Source organism: Bacteroides sp. GM023, from assembly GCF_014750685.1.
In the GTDB taxonomy this organism is placed as follows: domain Bacteria; phylum Bacteroidota; class Bacteroidia; order Bacteroidales; family Bacteroidaceae; genus Bacteroides.
Genome location: NZ_JAAXGE010000001.1, coordinates 571,362 through 593,981, shown reverse-complemented (window position 1 = coordinate 593,981; position 22,620 = coordinate 571,362). Strand labels below are relative to the sequence as shown.

At 43.5% G+C, this 22,620-nt stretch carries 17 protein-coding genes; 7 read left to right on the top strand and 10 right to left on the bottom strand.

What is annotated here, in order from left to right:
• Positions 1-89: 89 nt before the first annotated feature.
• The 4 genes from HC965_RS02185 to HC965_RS02170 form a co-directional block, all read right to left on the bottom strand.
• Complete coding sequence (locus HC965_RS02185; RefSeq protein WP_191029886.1) at positions 90-902, bottom strand: SDR family oxidoreductase; 813 nt, start codon at positions 900-902, stop codon at positions 90-92.
• A gap of 20 nt (positions 903-922) precedes the next feature.
• Positions 923-1,993, bottom strand: a complete 1,071-nt coding sequence (locus HC965_RS02180; RefSeq protein ID WP_191029885.1) for a substrate-binding domain-containing protein — start codon at positions 1,991-1,993, stop codon at positions 923-925.
• Between the two features lie 378 nt (positions 1,994-2,371).
• Positions 2,372-2,659, bottom strand: a complete 288-nt coding sequence (locus HC965_RS02175; RefSeq protein WP_191029884.1) for a YtxH domain-containing protein — start codon at positions 2,657-2,659, stop codon at positions 2,372-2,374.
• Positions 2,660-2,705: 46 nt separating this feature from the next.
• Complete coding sequence (locus HC965_RS02170; RefSeq protein WP_167966174.1) at positions 2,706-2,951, bottom strand: GlsB/YeaQ/YmgE family stress response membrane protein; 246 nt, start codon at positions 2,949-2,951, stop codon at positions 2,706-2,708.
• A gap of 187 nt (positions 2,952-3,138) precedes the next feature.
• Here HC965_RS02170 and HC965_RS02165 point away from each other — a divergent pair, with 187 nt between their 5' ends.
• Positions 3,139-4,344, top strand: coding sequence for an MFS transporter (locus HC965_RS02165; RefSeq protein WP_167966176.1), 1,206 nt, complete (start codon positions 3,139-3,141; stop codon positions 4,342-4,344).
• A gap of 149 nt (positions 4,345-4,493) precedes the next feature.
• Here HC965_RS02165 and HC965_RS02160 read toward each other — a convergent pair whose 3' ends face one another.
• Positions 4,494-5,975 carry a RagB/SusD family nutrient uptake outer membrane protein gene (locus HC965_RS02160; protein WP_191029883.1) on the bottom strand — a complete coding sequence of 494 codons (1,482 nt, stop codon included), beginning with the start codon at positions 5,973-5,975 and terminating at the stop codon, positions 4,494-4,496.
• 14 nt (positions 5,976-5,989) lie between these two features.
• A complete protein-coding gene (locus HC965_RS02155) occupies positions 5,990-9,118 on the bottom strand; it encodes a TonB-dependent receptor (RefSeq protein WP_191029882.1) in 3,129 nt (1,042 codons plus the stop codon).
• Positions 9,119-9,277: 159 nt separating this feature from the next.
• Here HC965_RS02155 and HC965_RS02150 point away from each other — a divergent pair, with 159 nt between their 5' ends.
• The 6 genes from HC965_RS02150 to bioD all read left to right on the top strand — a co-directional run bounded on the left by HC965_RS02150 (position 9,278) and on the right by bioD (position 16,357).
• Positions 9,278-10,393 (top strand): DUF4421 domain-containing protein, encoded by a 1,116-nt coding sequence (locus HC965_RS02150; protein ID WP_191030044.1) that lies wholly within the window; start codon positions 9,278-9,280, stop codon positions 10,391-10,393.
• Between the two features lie 86 nt (positions 10,394-10,479).
• Entirely contained in the window at positions 10,480-12,894 is a 2,415-nt protein-coding gene (gene bioA / locus HC965_RS02145; protein WP_191029881.1) for an adenosylmethionine--8-amino-7-oxononanoate transaminase, read from the top strand.
• Between the two features lie 222 nt (positions 12,895-13,116).
• Entirely contained in the window at positions 13,117-14,271 is a 1,155-nt protein-coding gene (locus HC965_RS02140) for an 8-amino-7-oxononanoate synthase (RefSeq protein WP_191029880.1), read from the top strand.
• Positions 14,268-14,927: a DUF452 family protein gene (locus tag HC965_RS02135; RefSeq protein ID WP_191029879.1), complete on the top strand. Its 660-nt coding sequence runs from the start codon at positions 14,268-14,270 to the stop codon at positions 14,925-14,927. The genes HC965_RS02140 and HC965_RS02135 overlap by 4 nt, the downstream gene beginning before the upstream one ends.
• A 9-nt stretch (positions 14,928-14,936) precedes the next feature.
• Positions 14,937-15,713 (top strand): malonyl-ACP O-methyltransferase BioC, encoded by a 777-nt coding sequence (gene bioC, locus HC965_RS02130; protein ID WP_191029878.1) that lies wholly within the window; start codon positions 14,937-14,939, stop codon positions 15,711-15,713.
• The gene (gene bioD, locus HC965_RS02125) at positions 15,710-16,357 is read left to right on the top strand and encodes a dethiobiotin synthase (protein WP_191029877.1); all 648 of its coding nucleotides are present in this window, start codon (positions 15,710-15,712) and stop codon (positions 16,355-16,357) included. Before bioC ends, bioD begins: the two co-directional genes overlap by 4 nt.
• A 49-nt stretch (positions 16,358-16,406) precedes the next feature.
• Here the strand turns inward: bioD and HC965_RS02120 are convergent, their stop codons facing one another.
• The 4 genes from HC965_RS02120 to accC all read right to left on the bottom strand — a co-directional run bounded on the left by HC965_RS02120 (position 16,407) and on the right by accC (position 22,612).
• Complete coding sequence (locus HC965_RS02120; RefSeq protein WP_191029876.1) at positions 16,407-17,966, bottom strand: ATP-binding protein; 1,560 nt, start codon at positions 17,964-17,966, stop codon at positions 16,407-16,409.
• Positions 17,967-18,092: 126 nt separating this feature from the next.
• Positions 18,093-20,444: a PAS domain-containing protein gene (locus HC965_RS02115; protein ID WP_191030043.1), complete on the bottom strand. Its 2,352-nt coding sequence runs from the start codon at positions 20,442-20,444 to the stop codon at positions 18,093-18,095.
• A gap of 87 nt (positions 20,445-20,531) precedes the next feature.
• On the bottom strand, positions 20,532-21,056 hold the full coding sequence (locus HC965_RS02110; protein WP_191029875.1) for a biotin/lipoyl-containing protein: 525 nt from the start codon (positions 21,054-21,056) through the stop codon (positions 20,532-20,534).
• A 44-nt stretch (positions 21,057-21,100) separates the two neighbouring features.
• Positions 21,101-22,612, bottom strand: a complete 1,512-nt coding sequence (gene accC, locus HC965_RS02105) for an acetyl-CoA carboxylase biotin carboxylase subunit (RefSeq protein ID WP_191029874.1) — start codon at positions 22,610-22,612, stop codon at positions 21,101-21,103.
• Between the last annotated feature and the right edge of the window lie 8 nt (positions 22,613-22,620).

The window sequence follows — 22,620 nt, the reverse complement described above, 5'->3', positions numbered from 1 at the left end:
GAAATAAGAGTTGAGAATTAAAAGTTGAGAGTCGGCATGCAGATGCTGCGCAGCCAATTTTCAATTTTTAATTCTCAATTCTCCATTTATCAAATAGAGAATGCGTCGAAACCACCGTCGATAACAGCTACTGTACCTGTCACGAAGTTGGAAGCATCACTAATCAGATAATGGATTGTTCCATAAAGGTCTTCCGGTTCACCGAAACGGTTGAACGGAGTATGAGCGAGAATCGTTTTTGAACGGTCAGTCAGAGAACCATCCGGGTTGGTCAATAACGCACGGTTTTGGTCTGTCAGGAAGAATCCCGGTGCGATAGCGTTTACACGCAGACCGTTACCGAATTTCAGTGCTAGTTCGCCTGCCATATATTTAGTAAAGTTAGCGATAGCTGCTTTTGCTGCGCCATAACCTACTACGCGAGTCAACGGACGGAGAGCTGATTCTGAGCAGAAGTTTACGATAGAACCTTTCTTCTGTTCAACCATGATTTCAGCAAATACCATTGTAGGCAATACTGTACCGAACAGGTTCAAGTCTACCACTTTCTTGAATGCGTCAATCTGCAAGTCAAAGATAGTTTTGTCCGGTGCAATTGTAGCACCTGCCATATTACCTCCGGCAGCGTTCAACAATACGTCAATGCGGCCATAGGCTTTCATGATTTCTACTTTGTTGCCTTCCAATACTTCTTTATCCATTACATCGGTATAAAGGAACATAGCGTCGTTTCCTTCCGCCTTAATGCCGTCTACCAATGCTTTTCCTGCTTCTTCGCTTCTGTCGAGTACAACCACTTTTGCACCTTCTTTTGCGAGGTATTCAGCAATTCCTTTACCTAAGATTCCGGCTCCACCGGTGATTACAACAACTTTGCCTTTTACGTTAAATAATTCATTCATGGTTTCTAAAATTTATATGTTTATAGTTTATTGTTCAGATAATATTTCAAGTTTTCTTTCAGTAGGATATCAATCGGCATCAGGTTTACTTTTTCTGAATTTTGCTTGAATAGCAGATGATTGCATAAAGACTTGATGCCTTCATAGCCCTGTCTTTCGGGACGTTGGGCAACTAATGCAGTGATAACGCCTTCTGAAAGCAATTGGGTATTCCGCTCGATAAGGTCATAGCCTACCAGTTTCACCGTTTGCATTTCTCTTGCTTTCAGATAATTTCCGAGGATATAGCAGGTTGAATTAAATATAATAGCGCCTTCCATATCCGGATTTACATCGAATATTTCATCGAGTTTTGTGAAATTATATACAGAATCGTTGATTTTCAACTCTACTTCATGCAGTTTTCCGGCGAATCCTATCTCTTTCAGATAATGGCAAAAACCATCCCTGCGGTTCTTTCCCTGATTGGAGTCGTTCTTTCCACTGTGGATAATCCGTGCCATCAGAATATCCGAAGCCGGTGAAAGTCTGTCGGTCAATAACCTTGCCGCAATGACTCCTGCGTCATAAGATTCTGTTCCGAAATAAGCCAGTTGGTGTTGTCCTGCGATATTTGAATCGACATAGATATAAGGAATCTCATTTCTGTCCAATTCCTGAGAAAGACGGATAACCGAATCGGTAAACAAGGTAGCAATCAATACTCCGTCTACTTTCTCATCCAGCAAGTTTCGGGTAATATCATCAAACGTTTTATTGTTATATTGGTCGAAAAAGAGTTTGGTAATCGTTATATTGTACGATTCCATCTCCGAAGCTACTTTGTCGATACCTTCTGAAATGGCTTCCCAATATTCTCCTTGAGTAAAAGACGGTATAATGGCAACAAGATGATATTGTTTCTTGGAAGCTAAAGACCGTGCCATAAGATTGGGCTGGTAATGCACCATTTCCAAAATTGTCTGCACTTTCTTCCTGTTTTCCTCAGATACCCGTCCACGATTATGAATAACCCGGTCTACCGTACCGACAGAGACACCAGCCATCTTGGCTATGTCTATAATACGAATATTTGAGAATTCTTTATCCATATTTTAATAAGTATCTTGTTTTTCGATGACAAAAGTAAAATGAATTATTGAATTACGCAATAGTGTGTGCGCACACACGAACGCTTATAAAATGAGATATACTATTAATAATCAGAATATTACCAACAAACATGGCAGTACATTCATGTTGTTAAACATAAGAAAAACGGCAGAAAGAATCATAAAAAGTACATTTATAGAGTAGAAAAGGATAAGAAACGGAGTACCTTTATTCCGGAAAAGAATGAAAAAGAATGGTAAAACGTGTAAAGTGTGCACGGGCACACATAGAGGTTTTAAGTGATGTAAATGACAGGTAGTTATTAAATAGAAATTGGTAATCAACTATATCCAAGCTGATTACCAATTCTGGGATTTTTATTTTCCCCATTTATCTTTTGCTTTACCAGCCACTTTATCTGCTTCGACTGCTACTTTATCAGCAATTTCAGCTCCGGTTTCTACTGCTTTAAGTCCGAGGTTCATCGCTTTCTTTTCAGCGCAAGCTGCTGCGGCCTCTGCGTCACGACCAATACGGTGAATAGCATCATAAATTTCGCTTTCCAACTGTTTAGCTTTCGCGGTGCGTGAAAGGCGATAAGCTACCGCACCCAGGATTGACCCGATTCCGAGTCCAATCCAAAAATTACCATGTCTACATTCCATAATTAAATTCAGTTTTTTAGATTAAAAATAAATTATATAATAATACCTATTTAGATTTTGAGAACAAAGAAGCAATCCACAAAACCAGGATAGCTCCCACCGTGGAAGTAATCAAACTTCCTATCAATCCTGAAGCTGCAAGTCCGAAAAGGGCAAACACCCAACCGCCCAGTACACCTCCAAGAATACCAAGTAATAAATTAATTATAAGGCCAAAACCTCCGCCGCGCATTATTTTACCTGCGAGGAATCCAGCCACAATACCAATAATGATATACCAAATAAAGCTCATATTATCCTCCTTTTTAATTTAACAACAGCAGGTATGGAGAATAGTTCAGTAATTCAAAACTGAATTAACGACAATTTACAATCCTTAGTTTTAGAGCTTTATTCTGAGGTGTGTTTCTTCTGAATTTGAAAAGTTTGCGTACCTTTGCAGCCAATTTTTCAGGAACACTTCTAAAGAAATAGGTATCATGGTACAAAATCAGGAACAACCCGTAGGAAAAATTACATTTTCCATCTTAATCGCATTAAGTCTTTCACACTGTCTCAATGACCTTTTACAGTCCGTTGTTTCAGCAGCTTATCCTCTATTCAAAGATGATTTAGGATTGAGTTTTGCGCAAATCGGTCTTATCACATTGGTTTATCAGCTTTCGGCTTCGGTCTTTCAACCGATTACCGGAATCATCTTTGATAAATATCCCGTTGCATGGTCGTTGCCTATCGGAATGAGCTTTACAATGGTAGGTTTGGTGAGCTTGGCATTTTCCGATAATCTGTATTGGATATTACTGTCTGTGTTCTTAATCGGAATCGGTTCTTCGGTGCTTCATCCGGAAGCTTCCCGCATCACGTTCCTTGCTTCAGGTGGCAAGCGGGGATTAGCACAGTCACTTTTTCAGGTAGGTGGCAATTTCGGTGGTTCGCTAGGCCCTTTATTGGTGGCTTTGCTCGTTGCCCCTTATGGAAGACAACATCTTTTCATATTTGCATTTGTAGCGGTTGCAGCTATCGGAGTCATGTATCCGATTTGCAAATGGTATAAATCTTATCTGAACCGGATGAAGGCTCAAACCGTCAGTGTAAAAACTCCGGTTCATCTTCCCCTGCCTATGGATAAGACGGCTATTACTATCGGTATATTATTGATATTGATTTTCTCGAAATATATCTATATGGCGAGTCTGACCAGTTATTATACATTCTATCTGATTCATAAATTCAATGTTACGGTACAGGATTCGCAGCTATATTTATTTATTTTCTTAGTTGCTACTGCTATCGGAACGCTGATTGGTGGTCCGGTAGGTGACCGTATCGGTCGGAAGTATGTTATTTGGGCTTCTATTTTGGGAGCTGCCCCGTTCAGTTTACTAATGCCGCATGCTAATTTGATGTGGACTATTATCCTTAGTTTCTGTGTGGGATTGATGCTTTCTTCCGCTTTTCCCGCTATATTGCTTTATGCACAGGAATTGCTTCCTACCAAACTCGGATTGATATCAGGGTTATTCTTTGGATTTGCTTTCGGGGTGGCTGGTGTAGCATCTGCCGTACTCGGTAATTTAGCAGATAAAACGAGTATTGAATATGTATATAATATCTGTGCTTATATGCCGCTGCTGGGATTGGTCACATTCTTTTTGCCGAATTTGAAGAAGAAAAAGATTGGATAGAAATCTACATAAATAAAGCGAAGCAAAGCGCATTATATTAACATATTTAATTGGAGATAAAAGAAACGACCGGTATGCATCGTCACGACGTATACCGGTCTACAAGTTAAGGTCAAAGTCAAAAAATTAAGAGAGTTATCTATTTATATTTATAAGTTAGGGTTAGCGTTAATTTCTTTTTGTGGAATAGCATACAGATAATAAGAGCTATTCACTGTAAACGCTTTGCCGTCCGGGAAACGGAGGAACCAATGTCCTAATGGATTCCGTTTGGCAAAGCTACCGCCTTCTTGCCAGCAGTCCACTTCCGTTTTCTGTATTTCGTCCGACAAAGCGGTACGTTCTACGGCTTTTTGGTTACGGAGTATATCGGTAATTCCGAATCCTTCTCCCCAAAGTTCACGGCGGCGTTCCATCAGAATTTCGTTGATTACATCATCCTTTGATTTTCCTGTCACATCGTAATCCCCTACTCCACGGGCATTCCGTAATGTATTCAAAGGTGCTACAGCCTGATTCAATGCTACACCATCACGGACTTTCGCTTCGGCTTCAATCAGATACATTTCGGCAGAACGCATCAAGACTAAATCAGCCGTATCATCCGCACGCATATGAAACTTTTTGTATCCCAAATATCCTTCGCGCATCCACTGAAACAACGGGATACGAATATCACCTTCGGTAAAAGTATCTTTCAAATGAGGGTCGGCCATGAAACTACTGTAAGCTCCAACGTATGTAGCATCCAAATAATAGAAATTATAACTTGCATCCGATTGGGAAGGTATTTGAGGGAATCCCCATATCCATTCCTTATTGGAGATATTATTGAATCCTTCGTATTCGGCAGTGGTTGTCATCAAAGAATATCCTTCACGGGCGGCTTCGGCGGCTTTTGCTGCTTCTTCCCATTGTCCGGTCAGTAAGTAAGCACGAGCCAAAAGTCCGTTGACTACTGCTACATTCGGTTTGAACTTCTGATTATCACCACTACGGACATAGTTTTTCAAATAATCCTGTGCTAAAGTCAAGTCATCAAAAATAAGCTGGTAAACCTGCGCTACTGTCGATTTTCCTTTCGGCACTGTTGAGCTGTTACTCGGTTCAGTATAAATAGGAACACAAGGCGCATCTTTATCCTTCAAATAAGTAAACTGATAATGCTGTACCAGGTGCAGATAGCAGAAAGCACGTAAGGCTAATGCCTGTCCCTGCGCCCGACGGAGTTCTTCCGAATCCCCTTTGATGGAAATAGCAGTATTACAGTTATCTATCGTTTTATATATCAGATACCAGGCAAACTCCGTTCTATTGTTTGAAGAAATAGCCACATCGTTGAACTGATAGGAAGAGTTGAACCCATATTTCGGACGGGACACGACATCACTTGCCATCATATCATCCTGGCATTGAAGTGCACGATAACCGATATTGGCATAAGTACTTGAATAATCAAACAGATTATACCAGGCACCGTTCACAAGTGCTTCCGCATTTTCGGGCACAGGCACTTTTTCGGAACTTACTGCGTCTGTCGGGTCTGTATCCAAAAAGCTGCTGCTACAGCTCGCTGCCAAAAAGAGAGTGGCAACGGCTGCTAGAATAGATTGTATTTTTATTTTTCTCATAATTTAGTCTGAATTTAGAAAGCAACGTTAATACCTCCGGAGATGGTTCTCATAGCCGGATAGCGGTAATAAGTAATACCTGTAATTCCCTGCTCAGGGTCTAGTCCCTGATTCCGGTGGATAGTAAATAAGTTATCTCCCTGCACATATACTTGCACACTGCTCAATGACAATTTACTAATCCATTGCTTGGGTAAATTGTAAGAGAGCGTCAGGTTCTTCAATCGCATATAGGAGTTGTTTTGCAAGAAGCGGGTGGATGCCGAGTTCCAGTTATTAGAGGTTGTACTCAAAGCAGGAACATCGGTATCCCGGTTTTCCGGTGTCCAACGTCGCAGAATTTCTGTCGACCAGTCACGTCCTTCCAAACTACCGTTATGCAGAATCATTGTAATATCACGGTTGTAGATATATCCGCCGATGCTGTAAGCAAAGATGGCAGAGAGGTCGAATCCTTTCCAGGAAAGTGACGTATTGAAACCGCCATATACTTTCGGAAGAGACGATTTGTTGACATAATAATAATCTCCCGAAGCATAATCATTCGTGGTGATACGTTTTCCTGTCGGGTTGTGGTTGGCATCTTCCTCGTCCATATACCACAATGGGTCACCATTCTCAGGGTCTACGCCTGCCCATTCTTTCATATAGAAATCATAAACAGAGCGACCTACCTGGAGCTTGTTCACACCGCTTTGCGGCATATCTTTCAATGGAAGGTCTGTCACCTTATTCTTATAGTGAGTGAGGTTCATACCCAGTTTCCATACCCAACCGTTCTGATTGATAATCGTTCCGTTAAGTACCAGTTCTATACCTGTATTTTTCAAAGCTCCTACGTTCTCGTCAATAGAACCATATCCCAAAGAGGGAGCTATCGGACGGGAATAAAGCAAGTCTTTCGAACGACGCGTAAAGAAATCGAACGAACCGGAAAAGCGGTTGTTAAACAGAGAGAAGTCAATACCGACGTTAAAGTTCAGGTTCGTTTCCCATTTCAGGTTCGGAGTTGCCATACGGTCGGAGACTAATGCATTCTCGCCCAAATTGGAGACGATACTATAAAGTCCCTTGCTTGCATAGTAAGTACCAAGGTTATCATTTCCCTGTGCACCGTAGCTCATTTTCAGAGTCAAGGCAGACAGCCAGTCGGAAGTGCTTGCCATAAACTCTTCACGGTCGATACGCCAGGAAGTACCCAATGACCAGAAGTTTCCCCAACGAGTCTCCGGCGCAAAGCGTGAAGAACCGTCGCGACGGTAAGATGCCGAGAAGAAATATTTATTCTGATAGTCGTAGAGCAGTTGGGTAAGATAGCCGACCAGCGCATAGTCGATGCGATATCCCGAACCACCGGTCAACTGTGAGCCGACTACCAGTTCCGGCATATCGGGTTGCGCCATTTTAGAACGTGACGCAGTCAGTTCATCATAACGATAAGAATATGCTTCCATACCGGCAAGGACATTGAAATGATGTTCACCAATCGTCTTTTCATAAGTGGCAATATTATTCCATGTCCAGGAGAAAGTACGGGTATTCATTCGGCTGACACCGCCACCGTTTTCCTTCGCCGGGCCTAGTTTGGGGTTCGTATAATCCAATGTATTATAGTTAATCAAATCGAAGTTGAAACTCGTCTTGAATTTCAATCCTTCGATAATCGTAGCTTCCAGGAAAGTACGGCCGGAAACTTCATCTTTCATACGTTCCGACTTATCCAGGGGCAAAGTAGCGGGCAAGTTCCAGTTAGCCATAGAACCGGAAGGACGATACGAACCGAAATCGTAAATACGGTCTCCGCTTTCATCCAGTTTGTAACTGCCGTCGGTATTCATTTCATAAATCGGATAAAAGCCCGGCATGGTACGTCCGGCTGTAATCACGTTACTCGTTTTGGAGTCGGAAGAAACCGGATAGTTCTGCATGGAATGGGCAAAACTCAAGTTGACGCCGCCTTTCAACCAGGAAGTTATTTCACTGGTAATGTTGGAACGCAGGTTGAAACGTTGATAACCGGATTCGAGGGCGATACCTTTGTCATTCAGATATCCGGCGGAGAAGAAATACTGATTGGCTTTTCCACCACCGGAAACACTCAGGTTCAGTTCTGTGCGAAGTGCCTGTTGTTCCATAGCGTCACTCCAATTAGAATCCCATAACGGGCGGGCACCTTCTATCAGTTTACCGTCCGTGCCGACCGGTTGTGCATATTGCGGGCCGTAAGGATTAGGACCTCCACCCATTAATTTCGTAACTAAATCTTTGGAAGCCTGTGCCGCGGCAGTTGCCGGTGTGTAGTCAGAACTTTTGGCATACTGATTGCGAAGTGCTTCCCAATATAATTCAAAATATTGGTTGGTGCTGACACGGTCATAGTCGCGGACTGCACGGTTGGAACCTCCTAAAGACGCTTTCACTTTTACCGTTGCTTTCGAGTTCTGTTCGCCCTGCTTGGTAGTGATAATAATCACACCATTCGCGCCACGGGAACCGTACAAGGCGGCAGACGCGGCATCTTTCAGAACAGTCATCGAAGATATATCATCGGGATTGATGGAGTTCACACTCCCATCAAACGGAACACCGTCCACTACATAAAGCGGAGCACTGGAAGCGTTGATAGAACCGATACCACGAATACGGATTTCGGCATCCGTACCCGGCTGTCCACTTGCCGCACTTGCCTGCACACCGGACACGGTACCTTCCAAGACACGCGATACGCTGGAAGTCTGCAACTTTTCGATTTCCCCTGCCTTCATGGTCGAAGCAGCTCCGGTAAAACTATATTTCTTGGCGGTGGCATACGCTACTACCATCACCTCGTCCAGTTCTTTACTTTCTGATTCCAAGGCAACATTTATCACATTTCGGTTGTTTACCGGTTGTTCTACTGTGCGCATCCCTACAAAACGGAATACCAAAGTGCCGGTAGCCGGAGCTTCGACAGAGTAATTTCCATCAATATCGGTGATTGTGCCTGAAGATGCTCCTTTCAATTGTACAGACACACCAGGCAAGGGCTCTCCTTCAGAGGTCACCGTACCTGTCACGCGCTTCTCCTGCTGTGCTTCTGCATACAATATATTCCCTGCAAGAAGCAGAAGAGACGCTGCTAATAAACGTAAATAGATTCTCATAATTTTGTGGCTTAATATTTATTTGCTAGCTGTACTAACAGTATTTAGAAGTTTTTTGTTTAGGAAACGAAACATTTTTTAGAAGATTGCTAGTATAAATCAACGAAAGGTAGTACATTCGTGAAACCAAAGACATTCATAACGGCTACGAAGAATCGCATGGTAAGACAGATTGTTTTATATATTTCTCTGTTATTGTCGCTCTCCTTACAGGCACAACCTGGAAAGGAGAATATTTCCGTAGCCGACAGTGTGCAGGGAGATTCGGCAAATATCGCCAAACCCGGCGCATTCAAGAGGGCTATCAAGAAATTCATGAATTTCAGTGATTTCGATACGCTTTACATCAGTCCCAACCGCTACAATTATGCGCTAATGGTTACCCATTTCAGCAACTTTGAATATTACTCGGTCACCAGCGAACTTCCCCAACCACAGAAACTTAGCTTCTCGCCTAATCCGCATAACAAGATAGGATTGTACTTCGGGTGGAGATGGATTTTCCTGGGATGGTCTGTCGATGTCGATGATATTTATAGAAAGACGAACCGGAAGAACAGAGGGACAGAGTTTGATTTAAGTCTTTATAGTTCCAAGTTAGGGGTGGACATCTTCTACCGCCGCACGGGTAATAATTATAAGATTCATAAAATCAGAGGATTCTCTGACGAGATTCCTTCCAACTATTCGGAGAACTTCAGCGGTCTGAAAGTAGATATAAAGGGATTGAATTTATACTACATATTCAACAACCGGAAATTCTCTTATCCGGCAGCTTTCAGCCAGTCCACCAATCAACGGCGTAATGCGGGGACATTTATTGCCGGTTTTTCCATATCGAAGCACAATCTCGATTTTGACTATCTGCAATTGCCGGAATATATACAAGCGAATATGAATCCCGCCATGAAAGTCAATAAGATAAAATATACCAATGCCAATATCAGTTTCGGCTATGCCTACAATTGGGTATTTGCACGCAACTGCCTGGCTTGCCTGTCTCTGACTCCCGCCATTGCCTACAAGGCTTCCGATGTAGACGCGGAAACTCACGAAGGAAAAACATGGTATGGCAAGCTGAATCTCGATTTCCTGCTCCGTGCAGGCGTAGTCTATAATAACGGAAAGTACTTCGTAGGCTCTTCTTTCGTTGGGAAAAACTACAATTATCATCGCAACAATTTCTCTTTGGACAATGGCTTCGGAACTCTCCAGGTATATGCCGGATTCAACTTCAATCTACGCAAGGAATACAGGAAAAAGAAATCGAAGTAGAAATATCAGAAACCGCCAAACTGTTTGCTTATCCAAAGAATCTTTGTACATTTGCCGCGTTCTACGGAACAAAAAGTAAAAAATCAATGAAGCAACAACGCCACATACAGACTACACGCACCCTTCTTTCCCGCTTCCGCTATTGGGGGAGAAAGAATTACGCCGCTTTTGCGAGTATGGGACGTGAATTCCAAATCGGTCATCTGCATCTCAATGTAGTGGACGTTGCCCTTCGCAAGCAGAATGCTGCACAAACTATCCCTTATCATACATTTATGACACTTCAAGAAATTAAAGACCAAGTGTTGGCAGGCGTGGATATATCGCCCGACCAGGCCGCTTGGCTGGCCAACATGGCCGACAGCGAGGCGCTTTATGCCGCCGCGCATGAGATTACCGTCGCACGTGCTTCGCACGAATTCGACATGTGTTCCATCATCAACGCCAAGTCCGGCAGATGTCCGGAGAACTGTAAATGGTGTGCACAATCCTCTCATTACAAGACGCAAGCCGAAGTCTACAATCTCCTACCCGCTGAAGAATGTCTCCGACAGGCAAAATACAATGAAGCCCAGGACGTCAACCGTTTCTCCCTCGTCACCAGCGGCCGGAAGCCCTCTCCCAAACAGATTACCCAACTTTGTGATACTGTCCGCCATATGCGGCGACATTCGTCGATTCAACTTTGCGCTTCGCTGGGTTTACTCAACGAAGAAGAACTGCGTTCTCTGCATGAAGCAGGCGTAACCCGTTATCACTGCAACCTCGAAACTGCTCCTTCTCACTTCCCGTCACTCTGCTCCACTCATACACAAGAGCAGAAGCTCGCAACCCTTGATGCTGCCCGCCATGTAGGAATGGATATTTGCTGTGGCGGTATCATCGGTATGGGAGAAACGATGGAGCAACGAATTGAATTTGCCTTCACACTGGCAGAACTGAATGTTCAGTCCATCCCTATCAATCTGCTGAGCCCAATCCCCGGAACGCCATTGGAGAACGAAAAGCCTTTGAGCGAAGAAGAAATTCTCCGGACGATTGCTTTATTCCGCTTTATCAACCCGACGGCTTTTCTCCGCTTTGCCGGTGGACGTTCGCAACTCTCTTCCGAAGCGATGCACAAGGCATTGCATATTGGAATTAATTCGGCTATTGTAGGTGACTTGCTGACGACACTCGGCTCCAAAGTTTCGGAAGACAAGAAGATGATTCAGGAAGAAGGGTATCATTTCGCAAGTTCACAGTTCGACCGCGAACATATATGGCATCCCTATACTTCTACTACCGACCCGCTTCCTGTCTATAAAGTGGAACGGGCGGATGGCGCTACCATTACCCTTGAAGATGGGCGGACACTTATTGAAGGAATGTCATCCTGGTGGTGTGCCGTTCATGGATACAATCATCCGGCATTGAACCAGGCGGCCAAAGAACAGTTGGACAAAATGTCTCATGTGATGTTCGGTGGATTGACACATGAACCTGCCATTGAATTGGGGAAATTACTATTGCCATTGGTTCCGCCATCCATGCAGAAGATATTCTATGCAGACTCCGGTTCGGTAGCTGTTGAAGTCGCTTTGAAGATGGCTGTACAATACTGGTATGCAGCAGGAAAACCCGATAAGAATAATTTCGTGACCATCCGTTCCGGTTATCACGGAGATACCTGGAATGCCATGTCCGTCTGCGACCCGGTGACGGGAATGCACAGTCTTTTCGGGACGGCGCTTCCTGTCCGCCATTTTGTTCCGGCTCCGGTTTCCCGGTTTGACGGGGAGTGGAATCCTGAAGATATTGCCCCTTTGCGGGAGACGATTGAAAAACATTCGGATGAATTAGCAGCACTTATTCTTGAACCGATTGTGCAGGGAGCAGGTGGTATGTGGTTTTATCATCCGCAATATCTGCGCGAAGCGGAAAAGCTCTGCCGGGAACACGGACTTCTTCTCATCTTCGATGAAATAGCAACGGGATTCGGACGAACAGGCAAACTTTTCGCTTGGGAACACGCCGGAGTAGAACCGGATATTATGTGTATCGGAAAGGCATTGACCGGCGGATATATGACGCTTTCTGCGGTTTTGGCAAGTAATCAGGTGGCAGATACCATCTCCAACCATGCTCCGGGAGCCTTTATGCACGGGCCTACCTTTATGGGAAATCCACTCGCTTGTGCGGTGGCTTGCGCATCCGTCCGCTTATTGATTGAATCCGGTTGGCAGGAGAATGTGAAGCGAATCGAAGCTCAATTAAAAGAAGAATTAGCGCCTGCACGGGAGTTGCCACAAGTAGCTGATGTAAGGATACTAGGGGCAATCGGAGTCATTGAAATGAAACGTCCGGTGAATATGGCATATATGCAACAACGCTTTGTGGAAGAAGGTATTTGGGTACGTCCATTCGGCAAACTGGTTTATCTGATGCCGCCTTTCATTATTACTCCCGAACAACTAAGTAAATTGACTTCCGGATTACTCAAAGTTATTCAAAAAAGATGACATACAAAGGCGAGTTTTTCTCATCTTCTCCCTAAAGTTCGTTTCTCGGTGAGCAACGGGCTGTTCCTCGGTGAGCAACGGGTCGTTCCCCGGTGAGGAAAGGGTGGTTTCTCGGTGAGGAACTTGCAGGATATTCCGCATATACAATAAGTATCTCATAAACAGCAAATTATGATTTCTATTTATCCCATAATCAATACCAGTTATCAAAAATCATAAATAATGACATTAGACTTTATAAATCAGGAGCTTCTTGTGCTAAAAGAAAAGAAGAACTATCGCTCTCTCCCGCCACTTGTCCACGATGGACGGGATGTTATTCTGAACGGAAAACGGATGTTGAATCTGTCTTCCAACGATTATCTCGGACTGGCTAATAATGTATCATTAAGAGAGAAATTCTTAAAGACGATAACTCCTGAAACCTTTCTGCCTAGTTCCTCTTCTTCCCGATTGTTGACAGGTAATTTTTCCGATTATCAAGCGTTGGAACAACAACTGGCAACTATGTTCGGAGTAGAAAGCGCACTCATTTTTAATAGTGGTTATCATGCCAATACAGGGATTCTTCCTGCCGTCAGTAATGCGCAAACATTGATTCTTGCGGATAAACTGGTACATGCCAGTCTGATAGACGGAATCCGATTGTCATCCGCAAAATGTATCCGGTATCGTCACAATGACATCTCCCAGTTGGAACGATTGGTTTCCGGGAATCACGATGCCTACGAACAAATCATTATCGTCACCGAAAGTATCTTCAGCATGGATGGAGACGAAGCCGACCTTCGCGCTCTCGTTCAATTGAAAAAGAGCTATTCCAATATTCTTCTTTATGTAGACGAAGCTCATGCCTTCGGTGTACGGGGAGAAAACGGATTAGGATGTGCCGAAGAACAGGATTGTATCCATGAGATAGACTTCCTGGTAGGGACATTCGGAAAAGCAATCGCTTCAACAGGTGCCTATATTGTCTGCCGACAGGTCATTCGGGAATATCTTGTCAATAAGATGCGCACGTTTATATTCACAACAGCCCTTCCTCCTATCAATATTCAGTGGACGGCATGGATATTACAACATCTGCCCTCTCTCCAACAGAAGAGAATTCATTTGCTGCGAATCAGCAGGAAGCTAAAAGCTGCGCTTGCTGACAAAGGATACAACTGCCCTTCAGTAAGCCATATTGTTCCCATGATTGTAGGGGCAAGTGAGGATACGATACATAAAGCGGAAGAAATCCAACGCAAGGGATTTTATGCATTGCCGGTACGTCCGCCTACTGTGCCCGAAGGGACTTCACGCATCCGCTTCTCACTGACAGCGGATATCACAGAGCATGAAATCGACCAACTCATAGAACTGATAAACGAATGAAACAGCATTTTATCATAAAGAAGAATCAAAAGCATCTATTACTTTTCTTCGCAGGCTGGGGAATGGATGAAACTCCTTTCCTGCAAACTCATCCGACTGATAAGGATTGGATGATTTGTTATGATTACCGTTCATTGGAGTTTGATGCCAACTTATTACAGGAGTATTCCGAAATCACTCTCATTGCCTGGTCAATGGGGATATGGGCAGCTTCTCAAATAATGAAACAATATCCATCTCTGCCTATCTCTCAAAGTATCGCCATCAACGGAACTCCTTACCCTATACACGAAACAAAAGGGATTGCACCTGCCATCTTCGAAGGAACACTACAAGGATTGAACGAACAAACGTTGCAAAAGTTTCAAAGAAGAATGTGTGGTTCGGCAGCCGATTACAAAGCCTTTCAAACAATAGCTCCCCAACGTCCGGTCGAAGAACTCAAAGAGGAATTAGCTGCCATACAACAGCAATACTTGTCATTACCGCCTTCAGATTTTGTATGGCAAAAAGCCATCATAGGCAAGAACGACCGTATCTTCCTGCCGGATAATCAATGGCTGGCATGGAGAAACAAGGTAGATATTCTTGAATACGCAGAAGCTGCCCATTATCAACAAGAACTTTTTGAGAGTGTAATCATGCAAATTAAATAATCATCCATTATGAATAAACGACTAATCGCAGAACGTTTCTCAAAGGCCATCACGACCTATCCGAAAGAAGCAAACGTGCAGCGACAGATAGCAGATAAAATGATTCGCCTGCTTACGGAACATATATCTTCCCCCTGCTCGAAAGTGATTGAGTTCGGTTGCGGCACAGGAATTTATTCCCGTATGCTGCTTCAAACCCTTCGCCCGGAAGAACTCTTATTGAATGACCTTTGCCCGGAGATGAAATATTGTTGCGAGGATTTATTAAAGAAAGAACAGGTTTCCTTTCTTCCGGGAGATGCAGAAACAGCTCCCTTCCCTACCGAAAGCGCATTGATAACTTCCTGTTCCGCCCTGCAATGGTTCGAATCTCCCGAGAACTTCTTCAAGAGATGTAACACATTGCTCAATAAGCAAGGTTATTTTGCTTTCAGCACTTTTGGGAAAGAGAATATGAAGGAGATACGCGAGCTAACAGGAAACGGCCTTCCTTATCGTTCACGAGAAGAACTTGTAACCGCCTTGTCATCCCACTTTGATATACTCCATTCGGAAGAAGAACTTATTCCTCTTTCGTTCGACAATCCTATAAAAGTACTTTATCATTTGAAGCAAACAGGAGTTACAGGAGTAACCGGAATATCCGGTCAATCCTCCGGACAACTGCGGACTCGTCGTGACTTACAACTATTTAGTGAACGTTACACACAAGAATTCACACAGGGCACTTCTGTGTCCCTGACCTATCACCCTATTTATATCATCGCAAAAAAGAAAACTATATGAAACAGAATGTATATTTCGTAAGCGGTATCGACACTGATGCCGGAAAAAGCTATGCCACCGGTTTTTTAGCTCGTGAATGGAACAAGAACGGACAACGTACCATCACTCAAAAGTTCATCCAAACAGGAAACGTCGGTCATTCCGAAGACATCGACTTGCACCGTCGCATTATGGGAATCCCTTTCACTAAAGAAGATGAAGAAGGATTGACTATGCCGGAAATTTTCTCCTATCCCGCTTCTCCGCATCTTGCTTCCCAACTGGATAACCGCCCTATCGACTTCGATAAAATCAAACGTGCCACTGAAGAACTGAGTGAACGATATGACTCTGTTTTACTTGAAGGAGCAGGCGGACTAATGGTTCCATTAACCACCGAACTTCTGACAATAGACTATATCGCCCAAGAGAAATATCCACTAATCTTTGTTACTTCCGGGAAATTAGGGAGCATCAATCATACCCTTCTTAGTCTTGAAGCAATACAAAAACGTGGCATTATATTGGATACAGTATTATACAATCTCTATCCTACAGTAGAAGATAAAACTATTCAACAAGATACGATGAACTTCATTCAAAGCTGGCTAAAGAAGTATTTCCCCGAAACGAAGTTTATATTAGTCCCAGAGATAAAAGAGTAAATGACCTGTGACTTCAAAAGACAAAAGACTAGTCTCACTATTTGTCGAGCTAGTCTTTTGTTTCTACAATCCACTTCTCGATATTGCGAGTTTCCGCACTGAAGTTTATGCCTATTTTAAAGAGCTTTCTTCCATCCATTTCGAAAGGAAGGGCATAATGCTTGTCGTTAATTTGCTGCAAAGCCTCCTCGGCTGTGCCGTTCAGTTTAAATTCCATTATATAAATGAATTTATCAGTCTGTAAGACAAGGTCGATGCGTCCTTCACTCGTATGATATTCTACTTTGGTGTAGAAGCCAACCAGTTTAAAAACAATAAAAAGCACATTTTCGTAATGTAATTCCTGGTCGCGAATCACTTCATAAGTAGTATCTGCAAAGAAACTTTGCAGACGGCGGAAGAAAGAATCATAATCGCCGGAACGCACTTCACGGACAAATTTCTGAATCTCAAAAGGAGATTCTACTTTATTCACATTCGCATAATAAGGAAGCAGAAAACGGATAAACCCTTCTTCCACTTCACGGTTGGGGAAACCTAAACGATACATTCCAAATTCTTCATCATATCCCTTAATAGTGAGGTAGCCACTCTGATAAATAACCGGAATGGGATTGGTGGATTCAGAATCTATGCTGTTCAGTACCTGGGCGTCGGTTTCCTCATGTGCCATACGTTCCAGGTCATAATGATGTTTTTTCAGCAATTTCACTAAATAAGTAGGCGTGCCCGTCTCAAACCAATAACTGCCGAATTCCTTGCGTTTGAAAGCGTTAAGCAGGCTGAACGGATTATACATACCTATTGAATTGTGCGTAAAGTGATAGCCGTCATAGCACTCTCTCAATTCATCACAGAGTTTGTCATATGTTATTCCTCTGGCAACAGCAAATTCATGGAGTTCAGTTTCCAGATTTTCATGGATTTCACGCTCACTAACACCACAAATTTCGATATACTCATTCCACATTGATATATCGTCCAAATTATTTAAGTCACTGAAAACACTGACTTTGCCAAACTTTGTCACACCGGTAAGAAAGGCAAACTTGATACAACCGTCCATTGTTTTGAGTGCTCCGTAGAATGGTTTCAAGGTATTTCGGAATTGCTTTTGCAACTCTTCATTACCAATAGCCTGCAGCATAGGCTTGTCATATTCATCCACAAGAATGACTACACGCTGTCCCGCCTGCTTACAAGCGCGTTCTATGATACCGGCAAAACGTAAGGAAAATGAACGTTCTGACGGTTCGGCACCGTAGATTTTTTCCCATGCCGCCAGCGATTTTTCAAGTATATTATCCAGGCTATCCGGCGTATCATATTTCTCTATATTAAGGTCTAAATGCAAGATAGGATATTTTATCCAGTCCTTTTCCAACTTTTCTATTGCTAATCCTGCAAACAGTTCCTTCTTTCCTTGAAAGTAGGCTTCTAAAGTGGAGATAAGCAGACTCTTTCCGAAACGGCGCGGACGGCTCAAAAAGTAATAACTGCCCGTCTTTACCATTTGATACATCAATGCCGTTTTATCAATATAGAAATAACCGTCATTACGAATCTTTTCAAAATTCTGAATACCGATTGGATAAATTTTATTGCTCATACTCCATTCCTTTTATAACAAAGATACCTTTCTTGCAAAGATATATATTTTTAAGAGAACTCTTTGTCATGGCAAGTTAAAAGATGCGGTTACGCAATTCATTCTGCATATTATCCGAGAACATAATCATATAGAATACTTATCCAACGCCCTCTTCAAAATCTTTTCCGAAATCGGTTTCGTCACAAAATCATTGCAACCGGCTTCTAAAGCCAGTTCCTTATCCGTTTCAAAAGCATATGCCGTCAAAGCAATAATAGGAATCTCTTTGGAATAAGAACGGATGATATGAGTAGCTTCCAAACCATCCATACGCGGCATTTTAATATCCATCAGAATCAAGTCAGGATGATACTGCTTGTACATTTCCACGGCTTCAAATCCATCTTTTGCCCAAAGTAAGGTATATTCTTTTCCTATTAATTTCTTTAGCAGGATGAAATTACTTTCTACATCTTCGGCAACCAAAATCCTCTTCACCTGTTGCGAAGAATTCACCGGATTGTTTTTAGATTCCGACCTGGTTACTTTGAAAAGCTTACCCCGTTCTCCAACTCCCTCACACGGTATTGTAAAATAGAAAGTCGAGCCTTTACCCAGTTCAGAGTTCACGCCTATTTCTCCGCCAATCTTTTCAATAATCATCCGGCAGATAGAAAGTCCCAAGCCGGTGCCTTGCGCAAAACTGTTCAGTTTGACAAAACGGTCGAAGATATGGTCCACCTTTTCCGGTTCTATTCCGATTCCCGTATCCTTCACATATACACGAATCTTCTTATCCATTCGCTCAAAGCCAAAGCGAATCTCACCCGTATAAGTGAACTTACTTGCGTTGGTGATAAAATTCGTTATCACCTGCATGATGCGGTTCGGGTCACCTTCCATCAGCAGGTCTTCTTCTCCATTATCAAAAATAAGATTCACCCCTTCTTTCACACGTTCCTTATGAACCGTATAAATCGTCCGGCACGCTTCACCGAGATTCATCGGACGTTTCACATACTCCAATGTACCCGCTTCTATCTTCGATAAATCCAATATATCATTAATAAGCTGCAACAGAATATCCGAATTCTGATTGATAATATCCGAATAAAGTTTCTTTTCCTCGGCAGTATTGGCGCCAGGCAGCAATTGAGAGAATCCGACAATCGCATTGAGCGGGGTCCGTATCTCATGGCTCATATTTGCCAGGAAAGCACTCTTCAGGCGGTCAGACTGTTCAGCTTTAATTCGTGCCTTGATAAGTTCCTGCTCAATATTCTGAAGGTTGGTGACATCCCAGGAGATACCAATCAATAACGGTTCACGCCCTTCCATCGGAACAAGCGCTTTCAGCGTCTGCACGATACGTGGTTCTCCCGAAACCGTCAGATAAGTTTCCTGCATATCAATGCGCTTATGAGTGCGAAGCAATTCCAAATCATCCTTGCGAAACTTTTCCGCATCCTCATGCAAGGGGAATATCTCAAAATCCGTATGCCCTATCGCTTTGGAAGCAGGGATACCGGAATGGTCGGCAAAAGCCTTGTTCCAATATAAATATCTGAAATCATCTTCCGGGTCTTTCACAAACAGGTAAACAGGGATATTATTCAAGATACCATCCAATAACAGATTCAGTTCGCGAAGCTCGTCCCGTTTCCTTATCACATCCGTAATATCCTGGGTAAAGAACCAAACAAGCTCCTGGTCATTCTCACGAATCAGGAAAGTAGACACCTGATGAATCCTTTTCTTATCGTCTCCCACACGCACATACGCAGCGCGGTAAGCAAAGCTACCCTCATTGTCACGTATTTCCTGGAGCCGCTTTTGCCAGGCTTCTTTCGTTTTCATGGAGACAGGCAGGTCATACACCTTTTGCGTTCCCATCTCTCCGGTGACTCCGTATTCTTCTATGAATTGTTTGTTGGCATACACCAGCGTCCCGTCTTCCGCTACGGCAAGAATACTGTCGCTCACTTTATCGAGTACACTCTTGAATACTTCCAGTTGCCTTTGCGTAGCCACCCCTTCCGTTATATCACGGCACATAATCAACACATATTCCTTATCCAACGGGAAGATACGGTTTTCGTAATAATGATGCCTGCCATTAAAATCCAGTTCATGGTGTGCAGCCGAAACGGTTCCTGTAGTAATCGCGTGATGCATATTGGAGTGTATATTCTGATAGGCTTCCGGGGGCACCATATCGCACATGTGCATCCCCACGAAATCCTTGTTTGTCACTCCGACGTGATTGGTTTCTTCATTGGACACGACTTCAATCCCCACTTCCTTGTGATTAAAGACTGTCAACATATCCGGTAAAGAATCCAGTATCTTTACAGCATATTTTTCTTTGAAACTAATGGAGTCATCCTCCTTTTTCTCTTGTTTGAGGGACAGAAGCTCCTTCCTGAGTTGCTCATTTTCTTTTCTGAGTGCCTCCAATTGCTCTTCTAATGCTTCCCTTGTTTGTTCACTGTTCATGGTATAACGGATAAATACGTACTTATCTGCCAAAAGTAAATATTTATTTGGAGATAAGCACGTAAAATCCCATTTATTTTCCAAGAATCATTCAATCACCATAATTCGGTCATTCAATCCCACTTTCATGCCGTCTTCCACGAAAACTTCTTTTACAACACCGTCCGTCACCGAACGTATTTCGTTCTCCATCTTCATGGCTACCAGTACGCAAAGCGGGTCACCACGTTTCACGCTGTCCCCTTTCTTCACATACGTTTTCAGTATGACTCCCGGCATCGGTGCCTGTACCACCTGGCGACCTACCGATTCGGCAGCCGAACGGGCATTGTGTATCTTCTCCATCTCTCCCTGCAACTCAATCTGATACAATTCCCCCTTATTCATAATCGTATAAGAATTATTGGAAGAAGGAGAAATCTGTACTCCGTGCGAATGATGGTCGATAATAATCGAATGAATGGAGTCACCGCCCATGTTATAATCGACCTCATATATTTTACCGTTGACCGCAATCTTCTTGATTGGCCCGTCTTCCAGGATTTCCACCTTATATTCGCTATCCGGCATATCCTGGAGTTTGGCATAATATGTAGCTAATGTTGTACCCATAACCTGCACTATTATTTTTTAATTTTTAATTCTCAATTCTCAATTTAATAATTGTTGGCAGTCATCTGCAACTTACCGTAGTACTTCCAAAGCGATTCTCCTACCACCGGCAGAGTCGTAGCGCGTGAAGCCGCTTCTTTCTCCCTTTCGTAATGACGTACTGCGGCAGCAATGACCGCTACCGTCGGGTCTGTATTCTGACGACGCTTCAAGTCTTCCTTGTCAAAACGGGTATCAATGAACGTAGTATCATATTCGCCTTTCAGGAAAGCAGCATTTTTCAATACACGCTGATGGAAAGGAATGGTGGTCTTGATTCCGAGTATCTTATATTCACGCAAAGCACGCGCCATATTGGAGATAGCCGAAGCACGGGTACGCCCCCAACAACAGAGTTTCGCAATCATCGGGTCATAATGCAAAGAAACTTCAAATCCGGCATAAGCGGCACTGTCCAGACGCAGATTACGCCCTTCGGGAGCTTCGCGAACCGTAATCACACCGGGAGAAGGCATAAAGTTATTCTCGGGGTCTTCCGCATAAATACGACATTCGATAGCGGCTCCGCTAAACTGAATATCATCCTGCTTGTAAGGCAACGGATTTCCGGCGGCAACGGTTATCATATCACGTACCAGGTCAACGCCCGTACATTCTTCCGTCACCGGATGCTCTACCTGCAAACGGGTATTCATCTCAAGAAAGTAGAAATTCTGGTCTTTATCCATCATAAATTCCAATGTCCCGGCACTATAATAACCTATTTTCTTACAGGCTTCCACTGCCACTTTCAGCATCTTCTTTCTCGTCTCTTCTTTCACGAAAGGCGAAGGGCTTTCTTCTATCACCTTCTGATTACGGCGCTGGATGGAACATTCGCGTTCGTACAGATGTACCACATTCCCATATTTATCTCCCATAATCTGCACCTCGATATGGTGCGGATTCTCTATGTACTTTTCAATATAGACGGCATCATTGCCAAACGATGTGCCCGCTTCGGACTGTGACAGGCGAAGTGCCGTTTCCGCTTCTTCTTCAGAACGTACCAGGCGCATCCCTTTTCCCCCGCCTCCTGCAAGTGCTTTCAGCATGATAGGATACCCCACTTCGCTGGCTACTTTCTTCACTTCCTCAATTCCCTGCACAGGAGTCTCTGTCCCGGGAACAATCGGTAGTCCGGCTTCACGCATTATCTTACGCGCTTCCGTCTTAATCCCCATCTTGGAAATAATATCCGCGCTCGGCCCGATAAAAATCACTCCTTCTTCTTCGCAGCGACGAGCAAAGTCCGCATTCTCCGACAGGAAACCATATCCCGGATGAATGGCTGCCCCGGTCTTCTTGGCAATCGCCAATATCAATTCCGGTTTCAGATAGGAAGTATCTTCGGGCGACTCGGATATGCAATAGGCTTCTTCCGCATAACGGACGTGCAAAGCCCCACGGTCAACGTGTGTATAAACAGCCACCGTCGAGATGTTCATCACCCGGCATGTACGGAAGATACGCATAGCTATCTCACCCCGGTTGGCTACTAATATTTTCTTAATCATAATCTTTT

Excerpts from the sequence above, each read along its gene's own strand:
- HC965_RS02110 (WP_191029875.1), bottom strand. The coding sequence starts at position 21,056 with ATGGGTACAACATTAGCTACATATTATGCCAAACTCCAGGATATGCCG.
- HC965_RS02120 (WP_191029876.1), bottom strand. The coding sequence starts at position 17,966 with ATGAGCAATAAAATTTATCCAATCGGTATTCAGAATTTTGAAAAGATT.
- HC965_RS02170 (WP_167966174.1), bottom strand. The coding sequence starts at position 2,951 with ATGAGCTTTATTTGGTATATCATTATTGGTATTGTGGCTGGATTCCTC.
- HC965_RS02155 (WP_191029882.1), bottom strand. The coding sequence starts at position 9,118 with ATGAGAATCTATTTACGTTTATTAGCAGCGTCTCTTCTGCTTCTTGCA.
- bioA (WP_191029881.1), top strand. The coding sequence starts at position 10,480 with ATGAAGCAACAACGCCACATACAGACTACACGCACCCTTCTTTCCCGC.
- HC965_RS02175 (WP_191029884.1), bottom strand. The coding sequence starts at position 2,659 with ATGGAATGTAGACATGGTAATTTTTGGATTGGACTCGGAATCGGGTCA.
- bioD (WP_191029877.1), top strand. The coding sequence starts at position 15,710 with ATGAAACAGAATGTATATTTCGTAAGCGGTATCGACACTGATGCCGGA.
- HC965_RS02150 (WP_191030044.1), top strand. The coding sequence starts at position 9,278 with ATGGTAAGACAGATTGTTTTATATATTTCTCTGTTATTGTCGCTCTCC.
- bioC (WP_191029878.1), top strand. The coding sequence starts at position 14,937 with ATGAATAAACGACTAATCGCAGAACGTTTCTCAAAGGCCATCACGACC.
- HC965_RS02165 (WP_167966176.1), top strand. The coding sequence starts at position 3,139 with ATGGTACAAAATCAGGAACAACCCGTAGGAAAAATTACATTTTCCATC.
- HC965_RS02160 (WP_191029883.1), bottom strand. The coding sequence starts at position 5,975 with ATGAGAAAAATAAAAATACAATCTATTCTAGCAGCCGTTGCCACTCTC.
- HC965_RS02185 (WP_191029886.1), bottom strand. The coding sequence starts at position 902 with ATGAATGAATTATTTAACGTAAAAGGCAAAGTTGTTGTAATCACCGGT.
- HC965_RS02115 (WP_191030043.1), bottom strand. The coding sequence starts at position 20,444 with ATGAACAGTGAACAAACAAGGGAAGCATTAGAAGAGCAATTGGAGGCA.
- HC965_RS02180 (WP_191029885.1), bottom strand. The coding sequence starts at position 1,993 with ATGGATAAAGAATTCTCAAATATTCGTATTATAGACATAGCCAAGATG.
- HC965_RS02140 (WP_191029880.1), top strand. The coding sequence starts at position 13,117 with ATGACATTAGACTTTATAAATCAGGAGCTTCTTGTGCTAAAAGAAAAG.
- accC (WP_191029874.1), bottom strand. The coding sequence starts at position 22,612 with ATGATTAAGAAAATATTAGTAGCCAACCGGGGTGAGATAGCTATGCGT.
- HC965_RS02135 (WP_191029879.1), top strand. The coding sequence starts at position 14,268 with ATGAAACAGCATTTTATCATAAAGAAGAATCAAAAGCATCTATTACTT.